Consider the following 22607-nt stretch of genomic DNA (forward strand, 5'->3'; position numbering starts at 1 on the left):
AAACCGTTTGGTGATGATGGCGGAAGGGAACCACGCGTACCCATCCCGAACACGAACGTTAAGCCTTCCAGCGTCGATGGTACTTGGACCGCAGGGTCCTGGGAGAGTAGAACGTCGCCAAGCGGATCTTAAGATCTACACTTATGTTGTAATATTCCCTGATAGCTCAGTTGGTAGAGCACTCGACTGTTAATCGAGTTGTCACAGGTTCGAGTCCTGTTCGGGGAGCCATTTGCTTCCATAGCTCAGTAGGTAGAGTGCATCCATGGTAAGGATGAGGTCACCGGTTCGATCCCGGTTGGAAGCTCCAGTAAGGCCCGTTGGTCAAGGGGTTAAGACACCTCCCTTTCACGGAGGTAACAGGGGTTCGAATCCCCTACGGGTCATTGTTACTTTCTAGTAACTTTAGTGTGTGGAGGCTTAGCTCAGCTGGGAGAGCATCTGCCTTACAAGCAGAGGGTCGGCGGTTCGATCCCGTCAGCCTCCACCATACGCCGCTGTAGCTCAACTGGTAGAGCAACTGACTTGTAATCAGTAGGTTGGGGGTTCAAGTCCTCTCGGCGGCACCATGATTCATTGGGGATTAGCCAAGCGGTAAGGCAACGGACTTTGACTCCGTCATGCCTAGGTTCGAATCCTAGATCCCCAGCCATTTTGTACGAGCCATTAGCTCAGTTGGTAGAGCACCTGACTTTTAATCAGGGTGTCGTAGGTTCGAGTCCTACATGGCTCACCATCTACACTCTAAGTCAGCAACTCAGATGTTTTAAATTCATGCGCGTATGGCGGAATTGGCAGACGCACCAGACTTAGGATCTGGCGGGCGACCGTGGGGGTTCAAGTCCCTCTACGCGCACCAATTCATTTTGCGGAAGTGGCTCAGCGGTAGAGCATCGCCTTGCCAAGGCGAGGGTCGCGGGTTCGATTCCCGTCTTCCGCTCCATTATTTTGTTCCCTTAGCTCAGCTGGATAGAGCGTTTGACTACGAATCAAAAGGTCGGGAGTTCGAATCTCTCAGGGAACGCCATTATTTCATCATTAGTCGGGACGTAGCTCAGCTTGGTAGAGCACCTGGTTTGGGACCAGGGGGTCGCATGTTCAAATCGTGTCGTCCCGACCATTTTTGCGGGTGTAGTTCAATGGTAGAACTCCAGCCTTCCAAGCTGGTAGCGTGGGTTCGATTCCCATCACCCGCTTCATTCTTTAACAAAGAAGCCTCGTAAGCCATAAAGCTTACGAGGCTTCTTTGTTTTATTTAATGTCACCCATGGAGCAAAGACTCGGCCCCATCAATATAGATTTCGGTTCCTGTAACATGGGAGGATTCCTCAGAGGCCAGGAATAACACCAGATCTGCAACCTGTTCAGAGGAACCGGATTCTTGTTTTAGCGGCTGGTCCCCTTCAGGGAACTCTACTGGGATCCGAATTTGTTCGACTTCTGGTTTTCGTTTCGTATTTTCATCGATATTCGTCGAAATGGCACCTGGGCAGATAGCGTTGACCCGAATTTTGAACTTTGCTAATTCCAAGGCAGCCATCTTCATAAAGGCCACCTGTCCGGCTTTGGTCGTGCTGTAGGCACTAAAGCCAAAATTGGAGAATACCCGGTTGCCGTTAATCGAGCTGGTGATAATAATGCTGCCGCCCTGCTCTTTTAGATAGGGAATAGCATATTTTACCGTAAGGAAAGTTCCTTTCAGATTTACGTCTACTACCTGCTGCCACTCCTTAACCTCCATGGCTTCAATAGAAGTCAATACTCCGTTAATTCCGGCATTCGCAAAGACGATATCCAGGCGCCCCCACTGTTCGGCAGCTTTTTTAAGGCTTTTCTCCATTTCTCCAGGGATGGAGATATCAGCCTTCAAGCTGATTACTTCACCGCCTTGCTCTTTAATGATTCCTTCAACCTCCTGCAGTTCCTCTGGATCTCTGCCAAGGATGCAGACTTTGGCTCCCTGTTCGGCCATTCGAATGGCTGCGGCTCTTCCGATACCAGATCCGCCTCCCGTAACGAGTGCTACCTTGTCTTTAAGGCGCTTAAAGCCTTGCTGGGACTCTTTATGGGTCAATGTCATCGTATATTCCTCCTAGAGTGAAATGGTTTTAGACATGCAATGTCGGCCTAAATCGTAGCCAGATAATTTTGAGCACCATGTATACGGGGATAGAGAGAAGCATGCCAAGAATACCTGCTACTTCAGCCGATACCAGCAATAAAACAACCACGGTCAAGGGATGGAGATCCATCCGTTTGCCGAATACTTGTGGAGAGACCAGGCTGTTATCCGCCACTTTGGCAATGAAGAAGATCACCAAGACCCACAAGGCCATTCCTGAAGACTCCGTAAAAGCGATCATCAGACAAGGAATCAAACCGATGATCGGCCCAATGAAAGGAATAAAGTTCATAATGAGCGCAAAGATAGCGAGCAGGAGAGGATAGGGCAGGGAGACGAGCAGAAATCCAACATACATCATCGCTCCTACAACCATACAAACCAGGATCCGGCCAATCATAAATTCGCTAAGTACCTTATCCATGTCGTCCAGCATATCGCGAATGGGAGATTGGTAACGCTCAGGGAATAACTCCAGAAATGCCTCCATCGCTTTGGGCCCATCCGAGAGCAAGTAATAAAGAATAATGGGAATAGCAGTAATGATCAGCAGGGCGCTGGTCATTACGCCGAGTGCATTCGTGAGATAGTCTGTTGCCAGATTGATGCTGGTGCTTATCCACTCCGCTAGCTTGGCAGATAGGCTCAGCGTATCGCCAGCGAAGTAGCCTGAAAGCCATCGGGTCCGCTCCATCTTCTCCACTTGTGCCGTAAGTCCCTCAAGCAGTTCGGGAATGTTTTTTAGAAAGAGGCTCATTTGGCTTTGCAGCATAGGACCTAATCCCACGACGATAAGTGCTGCCAGTGCCGCCAAAAGTATGTATAAGATCAAGGTGGCAGACGGCCGGCGTATCCCCCGGGATTCCAGCATATTGACGAGCGGGCGCAGCAGATAGTAACAGAATCCGGAGATGATAAAGGGAATCAAAATGGTCCTGGCTACAGTGAAGAGAGGAGAGAAGAGAAAGCTGACCCGAATGAATAAGTTTAATATAATGAGGATCAGCAGGATCCCGAGACAGATCCGAAAAAAACGACTTTGCGGCAAACCGACCACTCCACTCTTCCCATTACTTGATTCAAGCTCTGCGCCATCGGACAGAAAAAAGATTTGCCACCGGTTCGGCAAATCTCTCTGCGATGCCGCATGCCGGCGCCTTACCGGCTCCCCGTAGCCAGAAGGACAATCTTGCCGTCATCGAGTTCCTGTTCGAGTCGTTCGGCCTCGGCGTCAGGGACATGCAGTGCCTTCAGTTTGGCCCGCAGTTCATCCCCTTGGGAGCGGAACATGTTGGCGATACTGTTCCATATGCCCTCCTGCGATAATCCGATCTTCTCCGCATCGGAATAATCAGCTACAAGATCGGTCCTCGCCTCATCGTGAGCGAGAACATAGATCTCCTCTTTGTTGTACCCCTGGAGCACCCACAGCCGTACTTGATCGCGGGCCTCATTGGCATCATGAACAACGCTGACACGCGGTTTGGTATCCATAGCCGGACTCCTCTCTTTAGTTTTACTGGTTTCCTGAAATGTCATTACCTGTATGGTTCTGCTTTGAAACACTAGAGCCAACGATATAAAATCCGGTAGCCGAGCGGATCCAGCTTAATATTCATATTGCCGTTCTCGGGTACCACATCTTCTTGAGAAAGGGCATCTTTCCAATCGTCAGTTTCCATGGGATGAGTCAGAACGGTTTCTTCCTCGGTATTGTTCATCCAGACCGTAAAGTGCATTTTGTCGTCGATCCGTTCGTAAATAATACGGGAATCGCCGGAATCAGCTTTCAAGAAACGGAATCCGCCCTGCCGCAGCACATCATAATCTTTGCGGAGTGCAATCAAGAGCTTGTAGAAGTCATACAGCTCGTTGTCTTGGTGTTCCGGCTCCCACACCATACATTTGCGGCAATCCGGATCGCCGCCGCCTGTAAGGCCGATCTCATCACCATAGAAGATGCAGGGGGTTCCGATGTAGGTCAGCAAGAACACGACGCACAGCTTCAGGCGGCGTTTGTCTTCTCCCACGCACGTTAGCACACGGGGCGTATCGTGGCTGCACAGCAGGTTAAAGACCACCTCATTGGTCTGCTGCGGGTAGCGCATGAGCAGGAAGCCCATGCTGTTCGCGAACGTATAGCCGTCCATATAAGAGCTTGCGAAAAACTCTAGTACCTTGTTGGAGAACGGATAGTTCATAACGGAGTCGAACTGATCGCCGAGCAGCCACTTCAAGGAGTCGTTCCATACCTCGCCGACGATGTACGCTTCCGGATTGGCTGTCTTGACGATCTTGCGGAAGTCGCGCCAGAAATGGTGATCGATCTCGTTGGCCACATCGAGCCGCCAGCCGTCGATCTTAATCTCCTTGATCCAATATTCGGCTACGTCGAGCAGGTATTCTTTGACTTCCGGGTTAGAGGTGTTAAATTTAGGCATATGTTGGAAGAAACCAAACGTATCGTAAGAAGGGATTCCGTCTTTCACTTCAATAGGGAATTCACGGACATGGAACCAGTCCGCATATTTGGACTTCTCCCCATTCTTGACCACATCCTGGAAAATTCCGAAATCCTCGCTGCAGTGGTTGAACACCGCATCCAGCATCACGCGGATATCACGCGCATGACAGGCTTCCACCAATTCTTTTAGTTTGGCGTTGTCACCGAACTGGGGATCTACCTTCTTGTAATCGAGGGTATCGTACTTGTGGTTGGAGGGAGATTGGAAGACGGGTGTCAAATAGATGGCGTTGACGCCCAGGTTGACGATGTAGTCAAGTTTGTCGATAATCCCCTGCAGGTCACCGCCAAAGGTGCTTGTTGTAGTCGGCGTGCCGCCCCATGGCTCGGTCCCTTCGGGATCGTTCTCCGGGTCTCCGTTAGCGAACCGGTCCGGGAAGATCTGATAGAAGATCGCCGATTTGGCCCATTCGGGAGCGGCAAACAGATCGACTTCATGAATATAAGGAAAATCGTAGTAGCCGCCTGGCGGGTGAGGTTGTTCGTCGTAGACACCGGTCTCTACCATCCAAACCGTTTCGGTCCCGGCGGTGATCCGGAATCCATAAGTAAGGCGCTTGTATTTGGGTTTCACGGTCGCTTCCCAGTAATCAAAGTAGGCGTCGGAAGCAATGCGAAGCATAGGGTATTCCTTGTATGTACGGTCCCAGTCGTATTTATCCCCTGTTACAGCGGCAATATCGGTGACATCGTCACGCTTCGTACGGAAGCGGAGGTGGATCTTTTCTTTGGTATAAGCGTAGGCCCAGTTGCTGTTGGAAACATGATAAAAGCACTCCCGAAGCATAACGTCAGCTCCTTCATTAAGGCAGAATGTGAGACTTATCCTCCTATTAACCTTTCACTAGTTCTGGTAAACAAAAGGAAGGCGGTTACAGTAAAAAGGAAAGAAAAAGGGGAGAACAGGGGCTTTAGAAGGGGAAAGCAGAATAGTGAATGAGAAAGTGGATGCTATGATAAAGAGCTTAACGTGGCTTCTATGAACCGAGTGGAAGAAGAAGAAGAAGGGAGCAAGATAAGACCATGGGGCGAAGAGAGGTGACGGAGATGTGAGTGCACAGAAAAGGCGGATGGAGCTGAAAGGGCTAGTTGCGAGGTACGGTCAGGGAAGAGAGCGAGAGAGTAAGAGCAAAGGGAGAGCCTACGGGCAAGGATGAGGGCGAAGTGGAGAGTGGTAAAAGGGGCCAAATGAGGAGGGGAGGAAGCATAAGAGAGAGAGCATAAGGAGAAAGCATAAGAGGGGAGGAAGCATAAGAGAGAGCATAAGAGAGGGAGCATAAGAGAGGAAGTATAAGTGAGACGCTGGACAAAGGTGAGCCCAAGAAAAGAGCGGGAAGTAATATGGAGTAACACCAAGAGAGGAGGCTGAGGTAAAGGCGAGCTCTCGCAAGGAAGCCAGGATTCGGGTGGTGCGGCATGGGCGAGCGGGTTAGGGGAAATGGTGGACACACAAGGGGCGTTGCTTGAGACGGGAAACAAATACCCCCGGTTCCCATCGAGCCGGGGGTTTACATCTATCCTCGCTTAGAGGAGCTGTATATCTCCATACGGACCGGGCGGCTGTGGCTCCTGGCAATCTAAGCATCTGGTGTAAGCCAAGTTTGGAGCATAGCGATGAGCTTCGGAACATCGACGGGCTTGCTAAGGTAATCGGATGCTCCCGCATCCAGACACCGCTCCCGGTCCTCACGCATCACTTTGGCCGAGAGGGCGATGATCGGGAGCCGGCGGAACAGCGGAAGCGCACGAATACTGCGGATGGTCTGTAAGCCGTCCATTTCCGGCATCATGATATCCATGAGCACGAGATCTATATCGGGGTTGCGTTCGAGCATGTCCAAAGCTTCCTTGCCGTTCTCAGCAAAGATTACTCCAACCCCATATTTCTCGAGAATATTGGAGAGGGCAAAAACGTTGCGGATATCATCCTCTACCAGAAGCACCTGCTTGCCCTCAAACGTAAGATCCGGCAACTCGGGGGCGGCGATCGTCTCGGCATAAGCTCCGGAGCGGGCTCCCTTCTCTTCCCTAGGCTTGCTCAGCATCAGTCTCGTTTCGGCGAGAAGACGCTGCTCGAACTCCTTATCGATCCGCATGAGCCGGTCTGTATAGCTGCGCAGCAGATCTTCTTCCAGTGCGGACAAGGCCCGGTCCGTATAGAGTACGAAAGGCGTAGTCTGCGTGCTGCGCAGGCCGTCGACCCATCCCAATAACTCGGGCAGCTGCCGGCCGGCCGTATCCAGGTTGACGATCAGTCCGTCATACCGGGATTCCTCCAAGGCCCGGACAGCCTCCCCTGCACTGGCCGCAGCCAGTATGCTGACCTCTCCGCGGCCGATCAGCTCGAGGAGCTCCGCCCGGCGCAGCACATCCTTCTCTACGATCATTAGCCGCTTGGAGAGGATCTGCAGCGTAGACAGCGGCTTGGCTTCAGCAGCAGCGGCGGCTTCCCCCCGCGGGGAAGCCGTGTCAGTGATAGCGGACTCCTCGAACCGCTCAGGCAGGTATAGGGTGAAGCGGCTGCCCGCTCCCGCGGAGCTCTCTACCCGGATACTGCCGCCGAGCAGGCGGGCAAGCTCCCGGGAGATGGTGAGCCCGAGGCCGGTTCCCCCGTAACGGCGGCTGGTTGTGCCGTCTGCCTGCTGGAATGCTTCGAAGATGAGATCAAGCTTGTCTTGCGGAATCCCGATGCCCGTATCGATTACGGAGAAGGCCACGGCTGGCAATGGCGTGCCGTCTGCACTCCGAAGGACGGCATGATTCCGATCTATCCTTAGAGCGACGCTGCCTTTTGAGGTGAATTTGAATGCATTGGACAAAAAATTACGCAGAATCTGCTGAAGTCGATGGCTGTCCGTGTATATCTCTTCCGGCACGTCGGGATGCAGTGCCATGTGAAAGAGAAGCCCCTTCTTCTCCGCGAGAGGTTCAAAACTCCGCTCCACCCAGGTGAGCCAGGAACGGAGAGGAAGCACGTTTGGTTCGATTTTCATGCGACCGGCTTCCACCTTGGACAAATCCAGAATCTCGTCGATCAGCCGCAGCAGGTCGCCTCCGGAAGAATGGATCGTATGGGCGAACTCCGCCTGTTTGGCGGTTAAGTTGCCGTCCTTATTCTCAGCAAGCAGCTGGGAGAGGATCAGCATGGAGTTCAGCGGCGTCCGCAGTTCATGCGACATATTGGCGAGAAACTCGGATTTGTACTTCGAGATCGCGGCCAGCTCCTCCGTCTGCTTCTCCAAGGTAAGCTTCTGCCATTGAAGACGTTCTTCCGACTGCCTCAGCGCATCGTTCGAGTAAATAAGCTCTTCATGCTGGGAGTGAAGCTCTTCGGACTGGGCCTGCAATTCTTCGGTCTGCGTCTGGAGTTCCTCGGTCAGGACCTGGCTCTCCTGGTACAGCCGTTCCACTTCCATTCTGCCGAGGACGCTGTGCAGGGCGATGCCAAGCGTCTCACAGATGCGGCGAAGCAGCTCCGTATGCCGCTTCTCGAACGGTCCGAAGGAGGCGAGTTCAATGACGGCCTGGGTATGACCCTCGAAGGAGACGGGGAAGACGATAAGAGAACGAGGCTGGGCTTCACCCAGTCCCGAACCGGCGCGCAGGTACCCGTGAGGTAACTGATCGAAGACCATCATGCGCTGTTCGGCTGCGGCTTGACCGGCCAATCCCTCACCCGGACGGAAGGCGGCGTTGAAGTGGGCTTCCCCGAGTTCGGCGTAGGCTGCGGTGCGGACGAACTTCAGCGGATATGCTCCTTCATCCCTAATATAAAAGGCGCCGTAGGCAGCTCCAACCTGCTTAGCGAGCCAGTTCAGCGTCTCTTGGGCAAAATCCCGTACGTGGACATTCCCTTGATAAAGGGCGGCCATGTCGGCGGTGCAGGTCTTAAGCCAGTTATCTTGTTCTACATACGAAAGCAAAGCGTTCGTGGCCTCGGCCAATTCAAAAATCTCGTCATGGGTCCGAACGTCGATGCGGGTAGTCAGATGATCCTGCCCGTCCGCGATCCGCCTTATCGTACCCGTGACGAGCTCCAGCGTGTGGACAATGGAGCGGGAGAGCATCAGCAAAACAAGCAATGCTATGAGAATAGCGGCAAAGAGCAGGAGATACAATTCGGCTTTCAGCATCACATGGCCCTTGGCCAAGTCAGCGGTCCGCATGTCCGTTTGCTTCTTCTCGGTCTCGCGGAATTCGGCCAGCAGACTGCGCAGATGGTCCACTTCCTTCTTGCCCGGGTCGTCTGCGAAGAGCTGCTCCAGCTCCGCGCTGCGGTTCGACTCCTTGAGGGCGATGGCAGGCTCGCCGGCGGTTTCGATCCAATGTTCGATCGAGGTCCGAATCTGCTCCAGAAGCTGCAGCTGCTCGGACTGGTCGGCCGCGAGCCGTCTCAGCTCCAGATAGTCCCGTATCCATTGGCTCTTGCCGCTGCGGTACGGTTCCAGATAAGCGGAGTCTCCCGTAAGGAGATACCCGCGCTGTCCGGTTTCCATGTCGAGGATGCTTTTCTCTATCGCGTAGGCTTTCTCGTAGATCTCCATATCATGGGAGATGATATAATTCATTGCCTGCTGCTGGGAATAGATGCGCTGGGTCAGCACGAAGGTGGAAATTCCGAGGCAAATGAGGACTGCTGCAAATCCGGCGGCGATTTTGACTCGGATGCTGGATCGGATGAAAGAGGGCAACGGCTTCACTTCTCCTCTGTTGATGGCTTCATCTTCCAATATTGTACCCGGCTGGTCTTTAACCTTCAATGTTTATATGGATAGACGTCTTTTTTCGGCTTTAGTGCACAAAAGGATTACATGACAAGGAACCTTGTGATAAAATAGTCGATATGACCTTGCTTTGTCAGGATGGAGGAGAACCATGTCGGATTCAGTCAGTTTAGTTCACAAGAACACGTCCAACAATCTGCTTCGCCGGGATGTCCGGTTTTTGGGGCACATTTTGGGTGAAGTGTTGGTTCATCAGGGAGGCAACGCGCTTTTTACCGTCGTAGAGAAAATCAGAGAGATGAGTAAAACGCTTCGTGCCGACTACACGCCGGAAATGTATGCGGAGCTGAAGGAGACGGTGACGGGACTTGCGCCGGAAATCCGCCACCAGGTGATCCGGGCTTTTGCCGTGTACTTCCAGCTCATCAACATTGCCGAACAGAATCACCGGATCCGCCGTAAGCGCGACTACGAACGGACGGCGGGCGAGAATGTACAGCCGGGCTCGATCGAGGATTCCGTGCGCGAACTGAAAACGCTGGGGATTTCTTCGGCGGAGGTGCAGGAGATGATCCAAGGGATCTCTCTCGAACTCGTGATGACGGCTCACCCGACCGAGGCTACGCGCCGTGCAGTACTGGACATTCATCAGCGCATCGCGGGTGATGTCATGGAGCTGGACAATCCGAACCTGACCTTCAGGGAGCGGGAACAGCTTCGAGAGAAGCTCTTGGGCGAAGTCATCACGCTCTGGCAGACCGATGAGCTGCGGGACCGCAAGCCGACCGTCATCGACGAGGTCCGCAACGGGCTGTACTACTTCGATGAAACGCTGTTCGATGTGCTGCCTCAAGTCTATCAAGAGCTCGAGCGCTGTCTGGACAAGTATTACCCGGAAGAGGACTGGCACGTGCCGACCTTCCTGAAATTCGGCTCCTGGATCGGTGGAGACCGCGACGGAAACCCTTCGGTAAAGGCCACCGTTACATGGGAGACCCTTACGATGCACCGCAAGCTTGCCCTGGAGAAGTACGCAGAGGAGCTCACCGCACTTGTCGAACATATGAGCTTCAGCCGAGGCATTGTCGAAGTGACCGAAGAACTGCTCGAATCTATCGAGACCGACCGCCGCGAGATCGAGATTTCGTCGGATAACGAATGGCGCAACCTGAAAGAACCTTACCGTGTCAAAGTGAAATATATGATCGAGCGTATCCGCAATACGGGGAACCCGAATGTGGCCGCGAAGCGCAAATACAGCAATCCGGACGAATTCCGTGCCGACCTGCAGATTATCGAGCGGAGCCTGCGCAACCACTACGCGGATTTCATTGCCGATACGTACGTGGAGAAGCTGGTTCGCCAGGTGGAGCTGTTCGGTTTCCACCTCGCAGCACTGGATGTGCGGCAGCACAGCAAGGAACATGAAGCGGCGATGACCGAGATTCTTGCCAAAATGAGCATCTGCGAGAATTACGCGAACCTGCCGGAGAACGATAAGATTGAGCTGCTCACCGGGATTCTGAATGATCCGCGGCCGATTACCTCGCCTTATCTCCGGTACAGCGAGTCGACGCAGGAGTGCCTTGACGTATACCGCGTGATTCAGAAGGCCCAGGCGGAATTCGGACGCAGCTGCATCTCCAGCTATCTGATCTCGATGACGCAGGGCGCAAGCGATCTGCTCGAGGTGCTGGTATTCGGAAAAGAAGCGGGATTGTACGTCCACGAGAACGACGGCTCCGTGACATGTACGCTGCAGTCCGTGCCGCTGTTCGAGACGATCGATGATCTGCATGCGGCACCGGAGATCATGTCGACGCTCTTCCAAATCCCGGCCTACCGGAACTCGCTCGTATCGACGAATCACCTGCAGGAAATCATGCTGGGGTATTCCGACAGCAACAAAGACGGCGGCGTCATCACCGCCAACTGGGAGCTGCGGGTAGCCCTGCGCGGCATTACGGCGGCGGCGAAACCATTCGACGTCAAGCTGAAGTTCTTCCATGGCCGCGGCGGAGCGCTGGGGCGCGGCGGCATGCCGCTCAACCGCAGCATTCTGGCCCAGCCGGCTGATACCGTGGGCGGGGGCATCAAGATCACGGAGCAGGGGGAAGTATTGTCTTCCCGCTACTCGATGAAGGGGATTGCTTACCGCTCCCTGGAGCAGGCAACCTCGGCTCTGATCACAAGCGCCCTTCAGGCGCGCAACCCGCAAACGGATGCTTCCGAGCCGGAGTGGGAGTCGATCATGCGCGGCATCTCAGAACAGGCACAGACGAAGTATCAGGATCTGATCTTCCGGGACGAAGACTTCCTGACGTTCTTCAAGGAGTCCACGCCGCTGCCTGAGATCGGTGAGCTTAATATCGGTTCCCGTCCTTCCAAGCGGAAGAACAGCGACCGTTTTGAGGATCTCCGTGCGATTCCATGGGTATTCGCCTGGACGCAGAGCCGTTATCTGCTGCCGGCTTGGTATGCAGCCGGTCACGGGCTTCACAGCTTCTACGGCGGTAAACAGGAGAATCTGGCGAAGATGCAGGAGATGTACCAGAACTGGTCGTTCTTCCGCTCCTTGATCGATAATCTGCAGATGGCGCTGGCCAAAGCGGATCTTATCATTGCCAAGGAGTATGGAAGCATGATCCAGGATCAAAGCATCGCCGATCGGATCTTCGGCTTGATTCAAGAGGAATACGGCCGTACATCGGATCTCATACTGAGCATTACCGGGCAGCAGGAGATTCTGGATAACGTTCCGGTGATTCAGGAGTCGATCCGGCTGCGTAACCCTTATGTCGATCCGCTGAGCTACATGCAGGTGGGCCTGCTCTCCGAGCTGCGCGCGCTGCGTGATCAAGGCGATGAAGATGCGCTCCTGCAGCGCGAAGTGCTGCTCACGATCAACGGCATTGCCGCAGGGCTTCGGAATACGGGCTGATGCTTGAGGCTTCGCCTGCGCTAAGAAGAAACTGATTTTCACGATAGCTGTAACGTTTCTCTGCCTGGTCAGAAAACGTCACGGGAGGACCTGACGAGGATCGTCAGGTCCTTTGTGTTGTATCGCTGACCCTAAGTAGGAGAGGGCATTGGTTTACGGAGGGCCCGGCCCGCTTCTCAGCTCTGCGAAACCAACTGCGGGGAGCCAACGTAAAAAGAAAAGTCGGCTCTAGGACGATGAAGACCCGTTTCTCTGCCAGGGGGGAACCCGGAGGGGGCGGCGAAGTAGGAGGAAGGCCGGCAGACACATTGGCTTCTCCTGGGAGAAGCGCAGCCGCGGGCTGAGGCTTCACGCTGCTTGCGGAACCTGAAGTACGCAGGCAGAGGCTTGGCGTGTCCAAGCGTTGCTGCATCGCACATTCTCTTACGCGAGGCTGTACACGGAGGGCCGAGGTTTGGTATGCTTTGCATAATAACAGGGAGGTCTTCATGCAGAAGACACCGTCCTGTACAATCCGGGCCGGTTGTGCCTTGCAATGGAGGCCAAGAGGCGGACCCGGAGGTTGGAGGTAGGCTGGTGAATGAAATGGACACCCGGCTCGCGAAGCTGGCACGCGGCGGAGACCGTGCGGCGTTTGCCGAGCTTGTGGAGCTGTACAAGGATAAAATTTATCATCTGGCATACCGGATGCTGCGAAGCAGTCATGAGGCCGAGGAGATTGTCCAGGAGACTTTTCTGCGGGTATATATGAACTTGGACCGGTATGACGAGACGCAGAAGTTCTCGACATGGATCTACCGGATCGGGACGAATCTGTGCATCGATCGGCTTCGGAAACGGAAGGTGAACTATTCGCTGGATGCGGAGATGGGAGATGGGGAAGGCAGCGATTGGTATTCCACGCTCGCAAGCCAGGACCCTTCACCGGACAGCCAGGTGCTTCTTTCGGAGACCCAGATGCAGATCCGCGAATCGATCGAAACACTGCCGGAGAAATATAAAGCGATCGTGATTCTGAGGTATCTGCAGGACTTGTCCCTGCAGGAGATCAGCGATGTGCTGTCGATGCCGGTAACTACGATCAAAACCCGGCTGCACCGCGGCAGGGAATTCTTGCGTAAGAAACTGGAAAAAATTCTATGATAAACCGCCGGCAAGTTTTTGAAACATGTTGTGAGCCACTACGTATTGTATAGCACATTCCGATTATGGACAGAAGAAAGGAGCGGCTCAAGATGAATTGCAACGAAGCCCTCCCACTGCTGCATGAATATATGGACGGGGGACTACAGGGGAGCGAAGCGGTGGTGCTGAAGGAGCATTTGCTCGGATGCACCGATTGTAGAAGGCGCCTGCAGGAGTACGAGAAAGTGGAAGCTCTTGTGGCATCCTGGCCCCACCCTCCCGTGCCGGACGGTCTCACCGAGCGAATCATGGATGCACTGCCTCCGGCCAAACGCCAGAATCGTGGTTATCGCTGGATTCGCAAACATCCGGCAGCTTCCGTAGCTGCGGTGTTTTTTGCTGTGATGCTGTCTTCTTTCATGACCGCGTGGGATAACGACCAGGATCTCATCGTCAAAGGGACGGATCTGGAATCCGTCGTGATTCAAGGCCACACCGTTCACGTGCCGGCCGGCAAGAAAGTGAGCGGCGATCTCACCGTGGAAGGGGGAATCGTTCAAGTGGACGGCGATGTGGAAGGCAATGTCGTGGTCATCGACGGTTCCGTGATTCAGGCTTCCACCGCCCACATCTCCGGACAGGTGAAGCAGATCGACGAAGCTTTCAGCTGGATGTGGTATAAGATGAACCAGTGGTTCGAGTAGGTCTCGCAGTCCCCTAAATCCGCCAAGCTTTGAAATTTCCAAAAATCCTCCCCAAACCGTCTTGGAAGGGGAGGGTTTTTTGCTGTAAATATGGTATGATTTAAAAAGAGTACATACTACACTAGAGACAAACATCACCGCGGCAGGGACTTGGGGGCACTCGCGATGGATTGGATTACCGATTGGATTACAGAGATCCGGATCAAGGATATTATCGATATATTGATTGTCAGCTATGTCATCTATAAGCTTATTCTGGTCGTCCGGGGAACGCGGGCGATCCAGCTGCTGAAGGGCATACTCGTGGTCGTTGTGACCTGGGCGCTCTCTTCTTGGTTCAAGCTCAACACGCTGCAGTGGATGATGAACCAGATGTTCACGTTCGGGCTTGTCGGCGTATTCATCATCTTCCAGCCGGAACTGCGCAGGGCATTGGAGCAGCTGGGCCGGGGGACGCTGTTCTCGCGGACTAACTCCGAAGAGGACCAGGATGTGAACCGCCGTATCAATGAGGTGCTGAAGGCCGTGAACTACATGGGACAGCGAAAGATCGGGGCACTCATCGTTTTTGAGCGGGAGACCGGGCTCAACGACTATGTAGAATCGGGCATCGGCATGGAATCGAAGATATCGTCGGAACTGCTCATCAACATTTTCGTCCCGAACACGCCGCTGCACGATGGAGCCGTCATTATTCGGGGAGGGCAGCTCATGGCTGCCGGATGTTATCTGCCCCTGTCGGAGAATCCATTCATCTCCAAGGAGCTGGGGACCAGACACCGCGCCGCGATCGGCATGACGGAAGTATCTGATGCCATGTCCGTCATCGTCTCGGAAGAAACGGGACAAGTCTCGCTTGCGATGAACGGGCATGTCCTGAGGGATATCAAAGAAGACGCGCTCCTGGCGAAGCTCTTCGAAGAACTCAAACCAAAGACGAAAGAAAAAAACAGCAGCCCCCTGTGGAAATGGAGGCGGCGGTAACTTATGGATCAATGGCTGCGCAATACTAATGTCGTGAAAGTCATCGCCCTGGTCATTGGAATTCTGCTGTGGGCGGTTGTCCGCTCCTCGGATGCCGGCACGGTCTCCGGCACATCCGGCAGTGCGATTGGGGAAGAGAATATCGGGAATGTGGCGGTTACGCCAAAATATGACAAAGATAAATTCTATGTGGAACTGCTCGAGCCCGAACGGGTGACCGTGACCCTCTCCGGCCGGGATTCCGTCGTCAAGAAGGTTATGTCTTCCGGCGGTTACTCGGTCGAGGTAGACCTTACCCAGGTCGGCAAAGGAGAGTATACGCTGCCTCTCACGCCCGTCGGATTTCCCGCGAACGTATCGGTTAAGGTGACGCCCGCTACCGTAAAGGTGGGTGTCGACGAGAAGCGTAACAAATCGATGCCGGTGACGGTCAATGTGACGGGCATCCCGGGCGTCGGTCTGAAGGCAGGACAACCGGTAGCGAGGCCGGCCCAAGTGACGGTGTCGGTACCAAGCCGGTTCTATGATCAAGTCGAATCGGTGCGTACGGATGTCAGCGTGGAGAAGGCGACATCGCCGGTATCCGACCGTAAAGCGGTATTGGCCGCTTACGACAAGAACGGCAAGAAGATCGAGACGGCGACCATCTCTCCGAATGTCGTGGACGTGGAAGTGCCGATAACGAGTCCGTTCACGATGGTGCCCCTGCAGGTGAAGCTGGTGGGTGAGCCGCCGGCAGGCTATGCCGTAGCCTCCATTCGTCAAAGCGCCGACAAGGTAACGGTATACGGACCTCAGAATGTGCTGGATAAGCTGGAATTCTACGAAGGACCTCAAGTGCAGCTCAATGACTTGAAGGAAGATACGGAGTTTACCTTGGGCATCCCGCCCAAGGAGAATGTGAATCAGCTCGATCCCGACAAAGTGGTAGTCCATGTGTCGATTGTGCCTTCCGTCACGAAGACATTGGAAGATATCAAACTGTCGATCATCGGACAGAACGATATTTTTAACACCAAGGTTGTCCGTCCGGCAGGCGGCGTCGTCGATCTGAAGGTGGAGGGCGCTCCAATCCTCGTCGATAAATTAAAGCCGCAGGATGTTCAGGCGATTCTGGATGTAAGCAATCTGCCGCCGGGAACGCATGAAGTGCCCGTGACTTGGAATTTGCCGACCTTCGTGAAGAAGAGCACCGGCCAGGAGTTCAAGATGGCGGTGGAGATTACCGCGAAGACGGCGGCTCCTTCGGTTCCGCAGACCCAGACACCGGCCAAAGAGGAGCCGGCGGCTACGCCGCAGGCGAGCGCTCCCGAAGCCGGAACGCCTCAGCCGAATCCGGCGGCGCCGGCACCCGCGGACCAGGCGGCAGAGCCTTCCGTACCTGCTTCGTCGTCAGAAGCAACGCCGGCCGCCCCATCGGGGGAATCGGTGCCGGACCAGGAACAGACACCACCCGTAGGACCTCCTTCCCCTTAATGGGGGAGGGGTCCAATAGTTGGATTTGACCGGCTGTAAGGAATCCGTAATAATGAGAATAGTTTGTTACATAACTTGGGATGCCGGATAGACCGGCGGCATACAGTGAAAGTAAGCAAAGATGATCCATTCGTAATGGTCAGCAGAGGAGAGACAACAGAACTATGGGGAAATATTTTGGAACGGATGGGGTCCGTGGGGTAGCCAATCAGGGACTCACTCCGGAGCTTGCGTATCAAATCGGCCGCTGCGGCGGCTATGTCTTGGCAGGTCAGGTGGAGAAGCCGGTGGTCGTGATCGGCCAAGATACCCGGATCTCCGGTCCCATGCTGGAAGCATCGCTTGTAGCGGGACTCTTGTCGATCGGCGCCAACGTGATCCGACTGGGGGTTATTTCGACACCGGGCGTTGCTTATTTGACGCGGCTCTTGAAGGCGGATGCAGGAGTAATGATCTCGGCATCGCATAATCCCGTTGAAGATAACGGCATTAAGTTCTTTGGGGCGGACGGGTATAAGCTCACGGATGAGACCGAGTTCGAAATCGAGAGGCTGATGGATGCCGAGACGGATGAACTGCCGCGGCCTGTTGGCGGAGAGATCGGCACCGTAACGATCAATGAAGAGGCCAAGTTCTTATACATGGACTATATCCAGTCGACGGTGAAGTCTTCCTTCAAGGGCTTCCGTGTGGCGCTCGACTGTGCCAACGGCGCCGCTTATGAGCTCGCTCCCAAAGTGTTCGAAGCGCTCGGGGCGGAAGTCATCACGATCGGTGCAGAGCCTAACGGCCGCAACATCAATGACCACTGCGGATCTACCCATCCGGAGAAGCTGCAGAAGCTCGTTGTGGAGAGCGGCGCTCATATTGGTCTGGCTTTCGACGGAGATGCGGACCGGTTGATTGCTATCGATGAGAAGGGCGAAGAGATCGATGGGGATTATCTTCTCAGTATCTGCGGCCATGCGTTGAACCAAGCGGGCAAGCTTCGTGAAAGTACGATCGTCACGACGGTGATGAGCAATATCGGTTTCTTCAAGGGCATTGAAGCTGTGGGACTGAAAGCAGCCAAGACGGCCGTCGGCGACCGTTATGTTATGGAAGAAATGCGCCGCGGCGGATACAACCTGGGTGGAGAGCAGTCGGGTCATGTCATCTTCCTCGACTACAATACGACGGGCGACGGGATTCTGACGGCCCTGCAGGTCATGGATACGCTGGTGCAGTCGGGCCAAAGTCTCAGTGAGCTCAAAGGGATTATGCGCAAATATCCTCAAACACTTGTCAATGTCCGGGTAGCGGATAAGAGCAAGTTGAACAATAACGCAGCCGTAGAGGCAGCCATTCGTTCAGTGGAAGACGAGCTTGGCGACAACGGCCGGGTCTTGGTCCGTCCGTCGGGTACGGAGTCCCTGATCCGTGTCATGGCTGAAGGGCCGGATGCGGCACAGGTAGAAGCTTACGTCAAGACGATCGCCGACGTCATCGAGCGTGAGCTCGTATAAGCGAGCAAGAAGGCGAGGCAGAGCGAAACCCCCGAAGCTTCCAGCTTCCGTGGGTTTTTCGCTCTGCCTCTAAGAGAAGATGATGGGAATAGCATCATGAAAACATGGTGAAAATATCAGTTGCACTTCCCAAGGGAATTGAATAAGATGGGTATATGTCTTTACTCGGAAATAGGAAGGAGGAACGAGGTTCATTGGTTCGACAAGCGCCAGAACTGGGTCTATCATGGTCTCAAGTATGGTTTTTTGCTGCGTATCGGTCTTTGATTCTGAGTCTATGGAACTAATCCGCTGACCAGACTCCAACTTACTCCCTAGACGGCGCAGGCAAGAAAACAACGGGGAATGAATGGTTCAGTTGACGAGGTGAAGGTGTTCGAAATATTCGGCGGGGGCCTTCCGGGAGCGATCCAGACCGTGAAGTCGAAGAGCAAAACGTCCGGGCGACCGGGCCGACAAGTATTCGACAGGGATCAAAAGTCATTCAAGTATCATACAGCTTCATACTTTCAGGAGGTACGCTCTTATGTGCGGTATTGTTGGTTATGTGGGGAAACGCGATTCCCAGAATATATTGATCGAGGGATTGAAGAAACTGGAGTACCGCGGCTATGATTCGGCCGGTGTGGCTGTCTTCACGGGCGAAGGGCTGCAGGTGAAAAAATCGAAGGGGCGTCTGGCCGTACTGGAGTCGAAGCTGGAAGAAGCTCCGCTGAGCGGAACGATCGGCATCGGGCATACCCGCTGGGCTACGCACGGCAAGCCATCGGACGTGAACTCCCATCCGCACACGGATAACTCCCATAAGTTCTCCGTGGTGCATAACGGAATTATCGAGAATTATATCTCGCTGAAGGAAGAATTGGCGGCCCAAGGCCGTATATTCGTATCGGAGACGGATACGGAAGTCATCTCGCATCTGATCGCTTCGTTGTATGAAGGCGATATCGTCAAAGCGGTACAGAAAGCCGTTACCCGCATGAAGGGTGCATTCGCCCTCGGCGTCTTGACGGAATTCGAGCCGGATAAGCTGGTCGCCGTGCGTTTGGCGAGCCCGCTGATCATCGGTGTCGGCGAAGGGGAGAACTTCATCGGCTCCGACATCCCGGCCATCCTCGAATATACGCGGAACGTGTATATTCTGAACGACGGCGAAATGGCGGTGCTGACACGTGAAGGTGTCGAATTAATGACACTGGAGGGGAATTTTATTTCCCGGGAATTATTCCATGTCGATTGGGACATTGTGACGGCGGAAAAAGGCGGATACGATCACTTCATGTTGAAGGAAATCCATGAGCAGCCAAAGGCCTACCGGGATACAATGGGTGCAAGAATCGACGAAAGCGGCAAGAAGGTTCTTCTGCCGGAAATCGGCATGACAGCGGATCAAGTCCGCAGCATTCGCCAAGTGCATATCGTCGCTTGCGGAACCGCCTACCATGCCGGTCTTGTGGGTAAGACGGTGATCGAGAAGCTGGCTCGTATTCCGGTAGAAACGGACGTAGCTTCCGAGTACCGTTACCGCGCTCCGATCATTACGCCGGAGACACTCGTGATCGTCGTCAGCCAATCCGGCGAAACGGCCGATACGATGGCTGCTCTGCGGGAAGCGAAGCGCTGCGGTGCCCGCGTACTGGCCATTACGAACGTGGTCGGCAGCTCCGTATCCCGTGAGGCGGACGACGTGATCGTCACCTGGGCGGGACCGGAGATCGCGGTCGCTTCCACGAAGGCTTACACATCCCAGTTGATCGCATTCTATCTGTTGGGCCTGTATCTGGCACAAACCTTGGGTTCGCAGGACGAAGCGTACATCGCCGAGGTCATCGAAGGCCTGCAGGCGCTGCCTGAGAAAGTGGAGCAAATCCTGGCTGGCGCGGATGCGATCAAAGAAGTGGCAGAGCAGATCTCTACGCACGATAACCTGTTCTTCATCGGTCGTGGTCTCGATTATGCCGTTGCCCTCGAGGGTTCGCTGAAGCTCAAAGAAATCTCTTATATTCATTCCGAGGCTTACGCCGCGGGTGAGCTGAAGCACGGTACCTTGGCCCTGATCGAGGAAGGAATTCCGGTGATCGCGATCGCTACACAGGAGGACCTCTTCGAGAAGACGGTCAGCAATATCAAGGAAGTGACGGCGCGCGGCGCCCACGTGATCGGGATTCACAATGAGGGGGAGACCGAGCTCGGTAAAGTAGCTGAAGCCGTCTACTCCATCCCGGCTACGCTGCCCCTGCTGACACCGGCGCTGTCCGTTGTGCCTCTGCAGCTGCTGTCTTATTACGCATCGCTGGCCCGCGGCAACGATGTCGACAAGCCGCGCAACCTGGCGAAGAGCGTTACCGTAGAGTAACTCATATCAAAGCAAATCAAGTAGTTGTTGTATCAAAGCCGAGTAGATCCAGGATGATTTCCTGAGATTTGCTCGGCTTTTTTTAGAGTAAATAGAATAGGAGTGGAGGGGGAGGGAAAGCCGGAAAGCCTTGTGGAAATAAGAATGGGATGAATTGCGGGGTGGGAAAAGGGGCATGGCGAACTGATTTGCAGGATGACCCTCCCCCTGTTCCCTAAGCCTAACCGTTCTACCTGCTTGCTCTTGATTTCTTCATCAGCTCTTCCAGTCGCTCCTTCTGAGGGGACTCTACCTGCTTCAGTACCGCTAATCGGTTCTTCTCACTGCCGAATATCCGATGCAGGGCGAATTCCCGCTGGTGGTCTTTCTTGTCTTCAAGCGCCAGGATCAGAGCATCTACCAGATCCGGTGTATCTATCGCCACGCCCTTTAGAGGCTTAGCCATATCGCTGCCGCCAAGAAGGATGGAGACGAAAGTAGGCATGGTCCCGGCATTCAATCCATGACGCTCTACAAAAGCCTCGGCGTAACTATCCTGTGCGGACTGATGTTCACTATCGACCAGCTCCATATAACGGCGAATCAGCGGGAAGTAGGCATCGCTGTACAACCCAAGTCCCCAAACGGCGTACGTTCCGGGCATCACGGACTTTACGCCGCTTTCTACATCGCCATACCAAGCGAATTCCTCCATAGCCAGCTCGGCATATTCCGCAAGCAGCGGGAACAGGGCCTCATAACGAAGTGAGTTTGCAAAAAATTGATGCAGATTGGATTTGGCCAGGGTCTTCACTGGAAGCCAATGTTTCTCGGCACTCTTCAGCTTCAACTGATACGTCTTGGGAAAGCCTTCCCGCAGAAGACCGCATAGGTACTCGAGCGCTTCCCGGTAAGCCGCTTCTTCTTCGGAATGGATCCGAATCTCGATACGCTGCATAATATCGTTGGCTTTTCCTGACATCAGACTTCCTGCATAACTGGCCGCAAACTGACCGCTGCCCTTTGTCAGATAGGCTGACGCTTGTTCTGAACCGAGCTGTACGGCGAGTTCCAGATAACTTTTGCGGGTATCTGGTTCCTTGCGTCCAATGTGCAGTGCGGCATACAGAAAAAAGTCTATCTCACGCGTCTGAAGGGACGGGCGTTTGTCATCCGGCAGCAGCTGAAGATCCATCCCCCAATTCCCGGTGCGTTCAAAATAGGAGTCCAGGAACTTCTCCTCGGCCCATTCTTTAAATGCGGACACGTAAGTGTACTGCCACTTTTCCCTGTGCTTATGGTTCGTGCGAAGTTTGTCGTTCAGGCGGCGAATTAGCGGTTCGACGACGGCCGGGTCCTGCTCCATCAGGTCCGGATTCATCAGATGTCTGGCAAAGAAGAACTCGTCCCGCTCTGAAGGAAGCACCGGAAGGTCCTTCCATACCTTGGATTCTATAAATCGGTTCAGCTGCCCCTTCAACTTATTGAGCTTGCCTTCATTACAGAGATATTCCTGGTGCAGCAGCGTAGAAGTCTCTCTTTGAAACTCCAGCACAAGCTGCAGTTGATACCCGAAAAAATGCTCGCTGTATTCATCCGACGTGAAAATCTGTTCCATACGCACCCGCAGGGCAGGGAAAAACTCTTGGATCAGGATGTCATCACTTAACTCCCCCATATCAGGTTCCGCATCCAGTTTGTAGGAGTGGTCACTGAAGGAAAGGGGCTTGTAGATGTCGAGGGCAATCTGATCTGCTACGGAGTAGGAATGGCTTGGAATGAAGCTTACCTTCACATAATCCATCATCCCCGGGTGCAGCGGACTCAGCCCTTTTAGGCTATCGATCCTCTCTTTTTCTTTCTTATAAATGTGGGTCAATTGGGTCCAGATCTTATGTAATAGATTTTCGGCTGCCTTGTTCATGGTCTCCTCCTAAGGAATATGATCTCAGCACAACATATGCTTCTTGGTATAATTGATGGTTGACTATGCTCTTCTGACGTATTTCTGCAAGCGGATTCATATCAATGTTTGATTTCCTCGCGCATTCCAATGATTGGCTTCCCCGATTCAATGATAGAGTGAGCGTTTTGGATCAGCAGCCGTGCTTCATTATTGCGGCCTTGTTGATACTGCAGACGGCTCATCCCCTATTGATTGATAGTA

13 protein-coding genes, 12 tRNA genes and 1 rRNA gene are annotated in these 22607 nt (G+C 53.9%); 20 read left to right on the plus strand and 6 right to left on the minus strand.

From position 1 onward, the window contains the following. The first annotated feature begins 6 nt into the window (after positions 1 to 6). From rrf to O9H32_RS28595, 13 genes are all read left to right on the plus strand, one after another. A 5S ribosomal RNA gene (gene rrf, locus O9H32_RS28535) occupies positions 7 to 123 on the plus strand. Between the two features lie 32 nt (positions 124 to 155). Continuing rightward, a tRNA-Asn gene (locus O9H32_RS28540) sits at positions 156 to 231 on the plus strand. A gap of 3 nt (positions 232 to 234) precedes the next feature. Beyond that, positions 235 to 310: transfer RNA gene (locus O9H32_RS28545), tRNA-Thr, on the plus strand. Positions 311 to 314: 4 nt separating this feature from the next. Next, positions 315 to 386 (plus strand) — tRNA-Glu (locus O9H32_RS28550). Between the two features lie 28 nt (positions 387 to 414). Further along, positions 415 to 490 (plus strand) — tRNA-Val (locus O9H32_RS28555). 3 nt (positions 491 to 493) lie between these two features. Further along, positions 494 to 569, plus strand: a tRNA-Thr gene (locus O9H32_RS28560). Between the two features lie 8 nt (positions 570 to 577). Further along, a tRNA-Gln gene (locus O9H32_RS28565) sits at positions 578 to 652 on the plus strand. A gap of 8 nt (positions 653 to 660) precedes the next feature. Next, a tRNA-Lys gene (locus O9H32_RS28570) sits at positions 661 to 736 on the plus strand. A 40-nt stretch (positions 737 to 776) separates the two neighbouring features. After that, positions 777 to 859: transfer RNA gene (locus tag O9H32_RS28575), tRNA-Leu, on the plus strand. Between the two features lie 9 nt (positions 860 to 868). Next, positions 869 to 943 (plus strand) — tRNA-Gly (locus O9H32_RS28580). A gap of 7 nt (positions 944 to 950) precedes the next feature. Next, positions 951 to 1027, plus strand: a tRNA-Arg gene (locus tag O9H32_RS28585). Between the two features lie 16 nt (positions 1028 to 1043). Continuing rightward, positions 1044 to 1120, plus strand: a tRNA-Pro gene (locus O9H32_RS28590). A 5-nt stretch (positions 1121 to 1125) separates the two neighbouring features. Next, positions 1126 to 1196, plus strand: a tRNA-Gly gene (locus O9H32_RS28595). A 65-nt stretch (positions 1197 to 1261) separates the two neighbouring features. Here the strand turns inward: O9H32_RS28595 and O9H32_RS28600 are convergent. The 5 genes from O9H32_RS28600 to O9H32_RS28620 form a co-directional block, all read right to left on the minus strand. Next, the gene (locus O9H32_RS28600; protein ID WP_269869519.1) at positions 1262 to 2080 is read right to left on the minus strand and encodes an SDR family oxidoreductase; all 819 of its coding nucleotides are present in this window, start codon (positions 2078 to 2080) and stop codon (positions 1262 to 1264) included. A gap of 28 nt (positions 2081 to 2108) precedes the next feature. Then, entirely contained in the window at positions 2109 to 3251 is a 1143-nt protein-coding gene (locus O9H32_RS28605; protein ID WP_269869520.1) for an AI-2E family transporter, read from the minus strand. 29 nt (positions 3252 to 3280) lie between these two features. Beyond that, positions 3281 to 3616 (minus strand): general stress protein, encoded by a 336-nt coding sequence (locus O9H32_RS28610; RefSeq protein ID WP_269869521.1) that lies wholly within the window; start codon positions 3614 to 3616, stop codon positions 3281 to 3283. 71 nt (positions 3617 to 3687) lie between these two features. Beyond that, entirely contained in the window at positions 3688 to 5433 is a 1746-nt protein-coding gene (locus O9H32_RS28615) for an alpha-glycosidase (RefSeq protein ID WP_269869522.1), read from the minus strand. Positions 5434 to 6223: 790 nt separating this feature from the next. Further along, on the minus strand, positions 6224 to 9250 hold the full coding sequence (locus tag O9H32_RS28620; protein ID WP_269869523.1) for a CHASE3 domain-containing protein: 3027 nt from the start codon (positions 9248 to 9250) through the stop codon (positions 6224 to 6226). A 271-nt stretch (positions 9251 to 9521) separates the two neighbouring features. Here O9H32_RS28620 and ppc point away from each other — a divergent pair, with 271 nt between their 5' ends. From ppc to glmS, 7 genes are all read left to right on the plus strand, one after another. Then, entirely contained in the window at positions 9522 to 12311 is a 2790-nt protein-coding gene (ppc, locus tag O9H32_RS28625; protein WP_269869524.1) for a phosphoenolpyruvate carboxylase, read from the plus strand. Positions 12312 to 12887: 576 nt separating this feature from the next. Next, positions 12888 to 13454 (plus strand): RNA polymerase sigma factor SigW, encoded by a 567-nt coding sequence (gene sigW / locus O9H32_RS28630; protein WP_269869525.1) that lies wholly within the window; start codon positions 12888 to 12890, stop codon positions 13452 to 13454. Positions 13455 to 13546: 92 nt separating this feature from the next. Further along, positions 13547 to 14140 carry a zf-HC2 domain-containing protein gene (locus O9H32_RS28635; RefSeq protein ID WP_269869526.1) on the plus strand — a complete coding sequence of 198 codons (594 nt, stop codon included), beginning with the start codon at positions 13547 to 13549 and terminating at the stop codon, positions 14138 to 14140. Positions 14141 to 14305: 165 nt separating this feature from the next. Beyond that, a complete protein-coding gene (cdaA, locus tag O9H32_RS28640; RefSeq protein WP_269869527.1) occupies positions 14306 to 15124 on the plus strand; it encodes a diadenylate cyclase CdaA in 819 nt (272 codons plus the stop codon). A gap of 3 nt (positions 15125 to 15127) precedes the next feature. After that, a complete protein-coding gene (locus O9H32_RS28645; RefSeq protein WP_269869528.1) occupies positions 15128 to 16600 on the plus strand; it encodes a CdaR family protein in 1473 nt (490 codons plus the stop codon). 164 nt (positions 16601 to 16764) lie between these two features. Next, on the plus strand, positions 16765 to 18105 hold the full coding sequence (gene glmM / locus O9H32_RS28650) for a phosphoglucosamine mutase (RefSeq protein WP_269869529.1): 1341 nt from the start codon (positions 16765 to 16767) through the stop codon (positions 18103 to 18105). A gap of 526 nt (positions 18106 to 18631) precedes the next feature. After that, positions 18632 to 20461 (plus strand): glutamine--fructose-6-phosphate transaminase (isomerizing), encoded by a 1830-nt coding sequence (gene glmS / locus O9H32_RS28655; RefSeq protein WP_269869530.1) that lies wholly within the window; start codon positions 18632 to 18634, stop codon positions 20459 to 20461. A 229-nt stretch (positions 20462 to 20690) separates the two neighbouring features. Here glmS and O9H32_RS28660 read toward each other — a convergent pair whose 3' ends face one another. After that, complete coding sequence (locus O9H32_RS28660) at positions 20691 to 22364, minus strand: DUF6138 family protein (protein WP_269869531.1); 1674 nt, start codon at positions 22362 to 22364, stop codon at positions 20691 to 20693. Positions 22365 to 22607: the final 243 nt, after the last annotated feature.

The organism is Paenibacillus caseinilyticus, from assembly GCF_027533645.1.
Taxonomy (GTDB): Bacteria; Bacillota; Bacilli; order Paenibacillales; family NBRC-103111; genus Paenibacillus_G; species Paenibacillus_G caseinilyticus.

Excerpts from the sequence above, each read along its gene's own strand:
- cdaA (WP_269869527.1), top strand. The coding sequence starts at position 14,306 with ATGGATTGGATTACCGATTGGATTACAGAGATCCGGATCAAGGATATT.
- O9H32_RS28615 (WP_269869522.1), bottom strand. The coding sequence starts at position 5,433 with ATGCTTCGGGAGTGCTTTTATCATGTTTCCAACAGCAACTGGGCCTAC.
- O9H32_RS28600 (WP_269869519.1), bottom strand. The coding sequence starts at position 2,080 with ATGACATTGACCCATAAAGAGTCCCAGCAAGGCTTTAAGCGCCTTAAA.
- O9H32_RS28660 (WP_269869531.1), bottom strand. The coding sequence starts at position 22,364 with ATGAACAAGGCAGCCGAAAATCTATTACATAAGATCTGGACCCAATTG.
- glmS (WP_269869530.1), top strand. The coding sequence starts at position 18,632 with ATGTGCGGTATTGTTGGTTATGTGGGGAAACGCGATTCCCAGAATATA.
- glmM (WP_269869529.1), top strand. The coding sequence starts at position 16,765 with ATGGGGAAATATTTTGGAACGGATGGGGTCCGTGGGGTAGCCAATCAG.
- ppc (WP_269869524.1), top strand. The coding sequence starts at position 9,522 with ATGTCGGATTCAGTCAGTTTAGTTCACAAGAACACGTCCAACAATCTG.
- O9H32_RS28610 (WP_269869521.1), bottom strand. The coding sequence starts at position 3,616 with ATGGATACCAAACCGCGTGTCAGCGTTGTTCATGATGCCAATGAGGCC.
- O9H32_RS28645 (WP_269869528.1), top strand. The coding sequence starts at position 15,128 with ATGGATCAATGGCTGCGCAATACTAATGTCGTGAAAGTCATCGCCCTG.
- O9H32_RS28635 (WP_269869526.1), top strand. The coding sequence starts at position 13,547 with ATGAATTGCAACGAAGCCCTCCCACTGCTGCATGAATATATGGACGGG.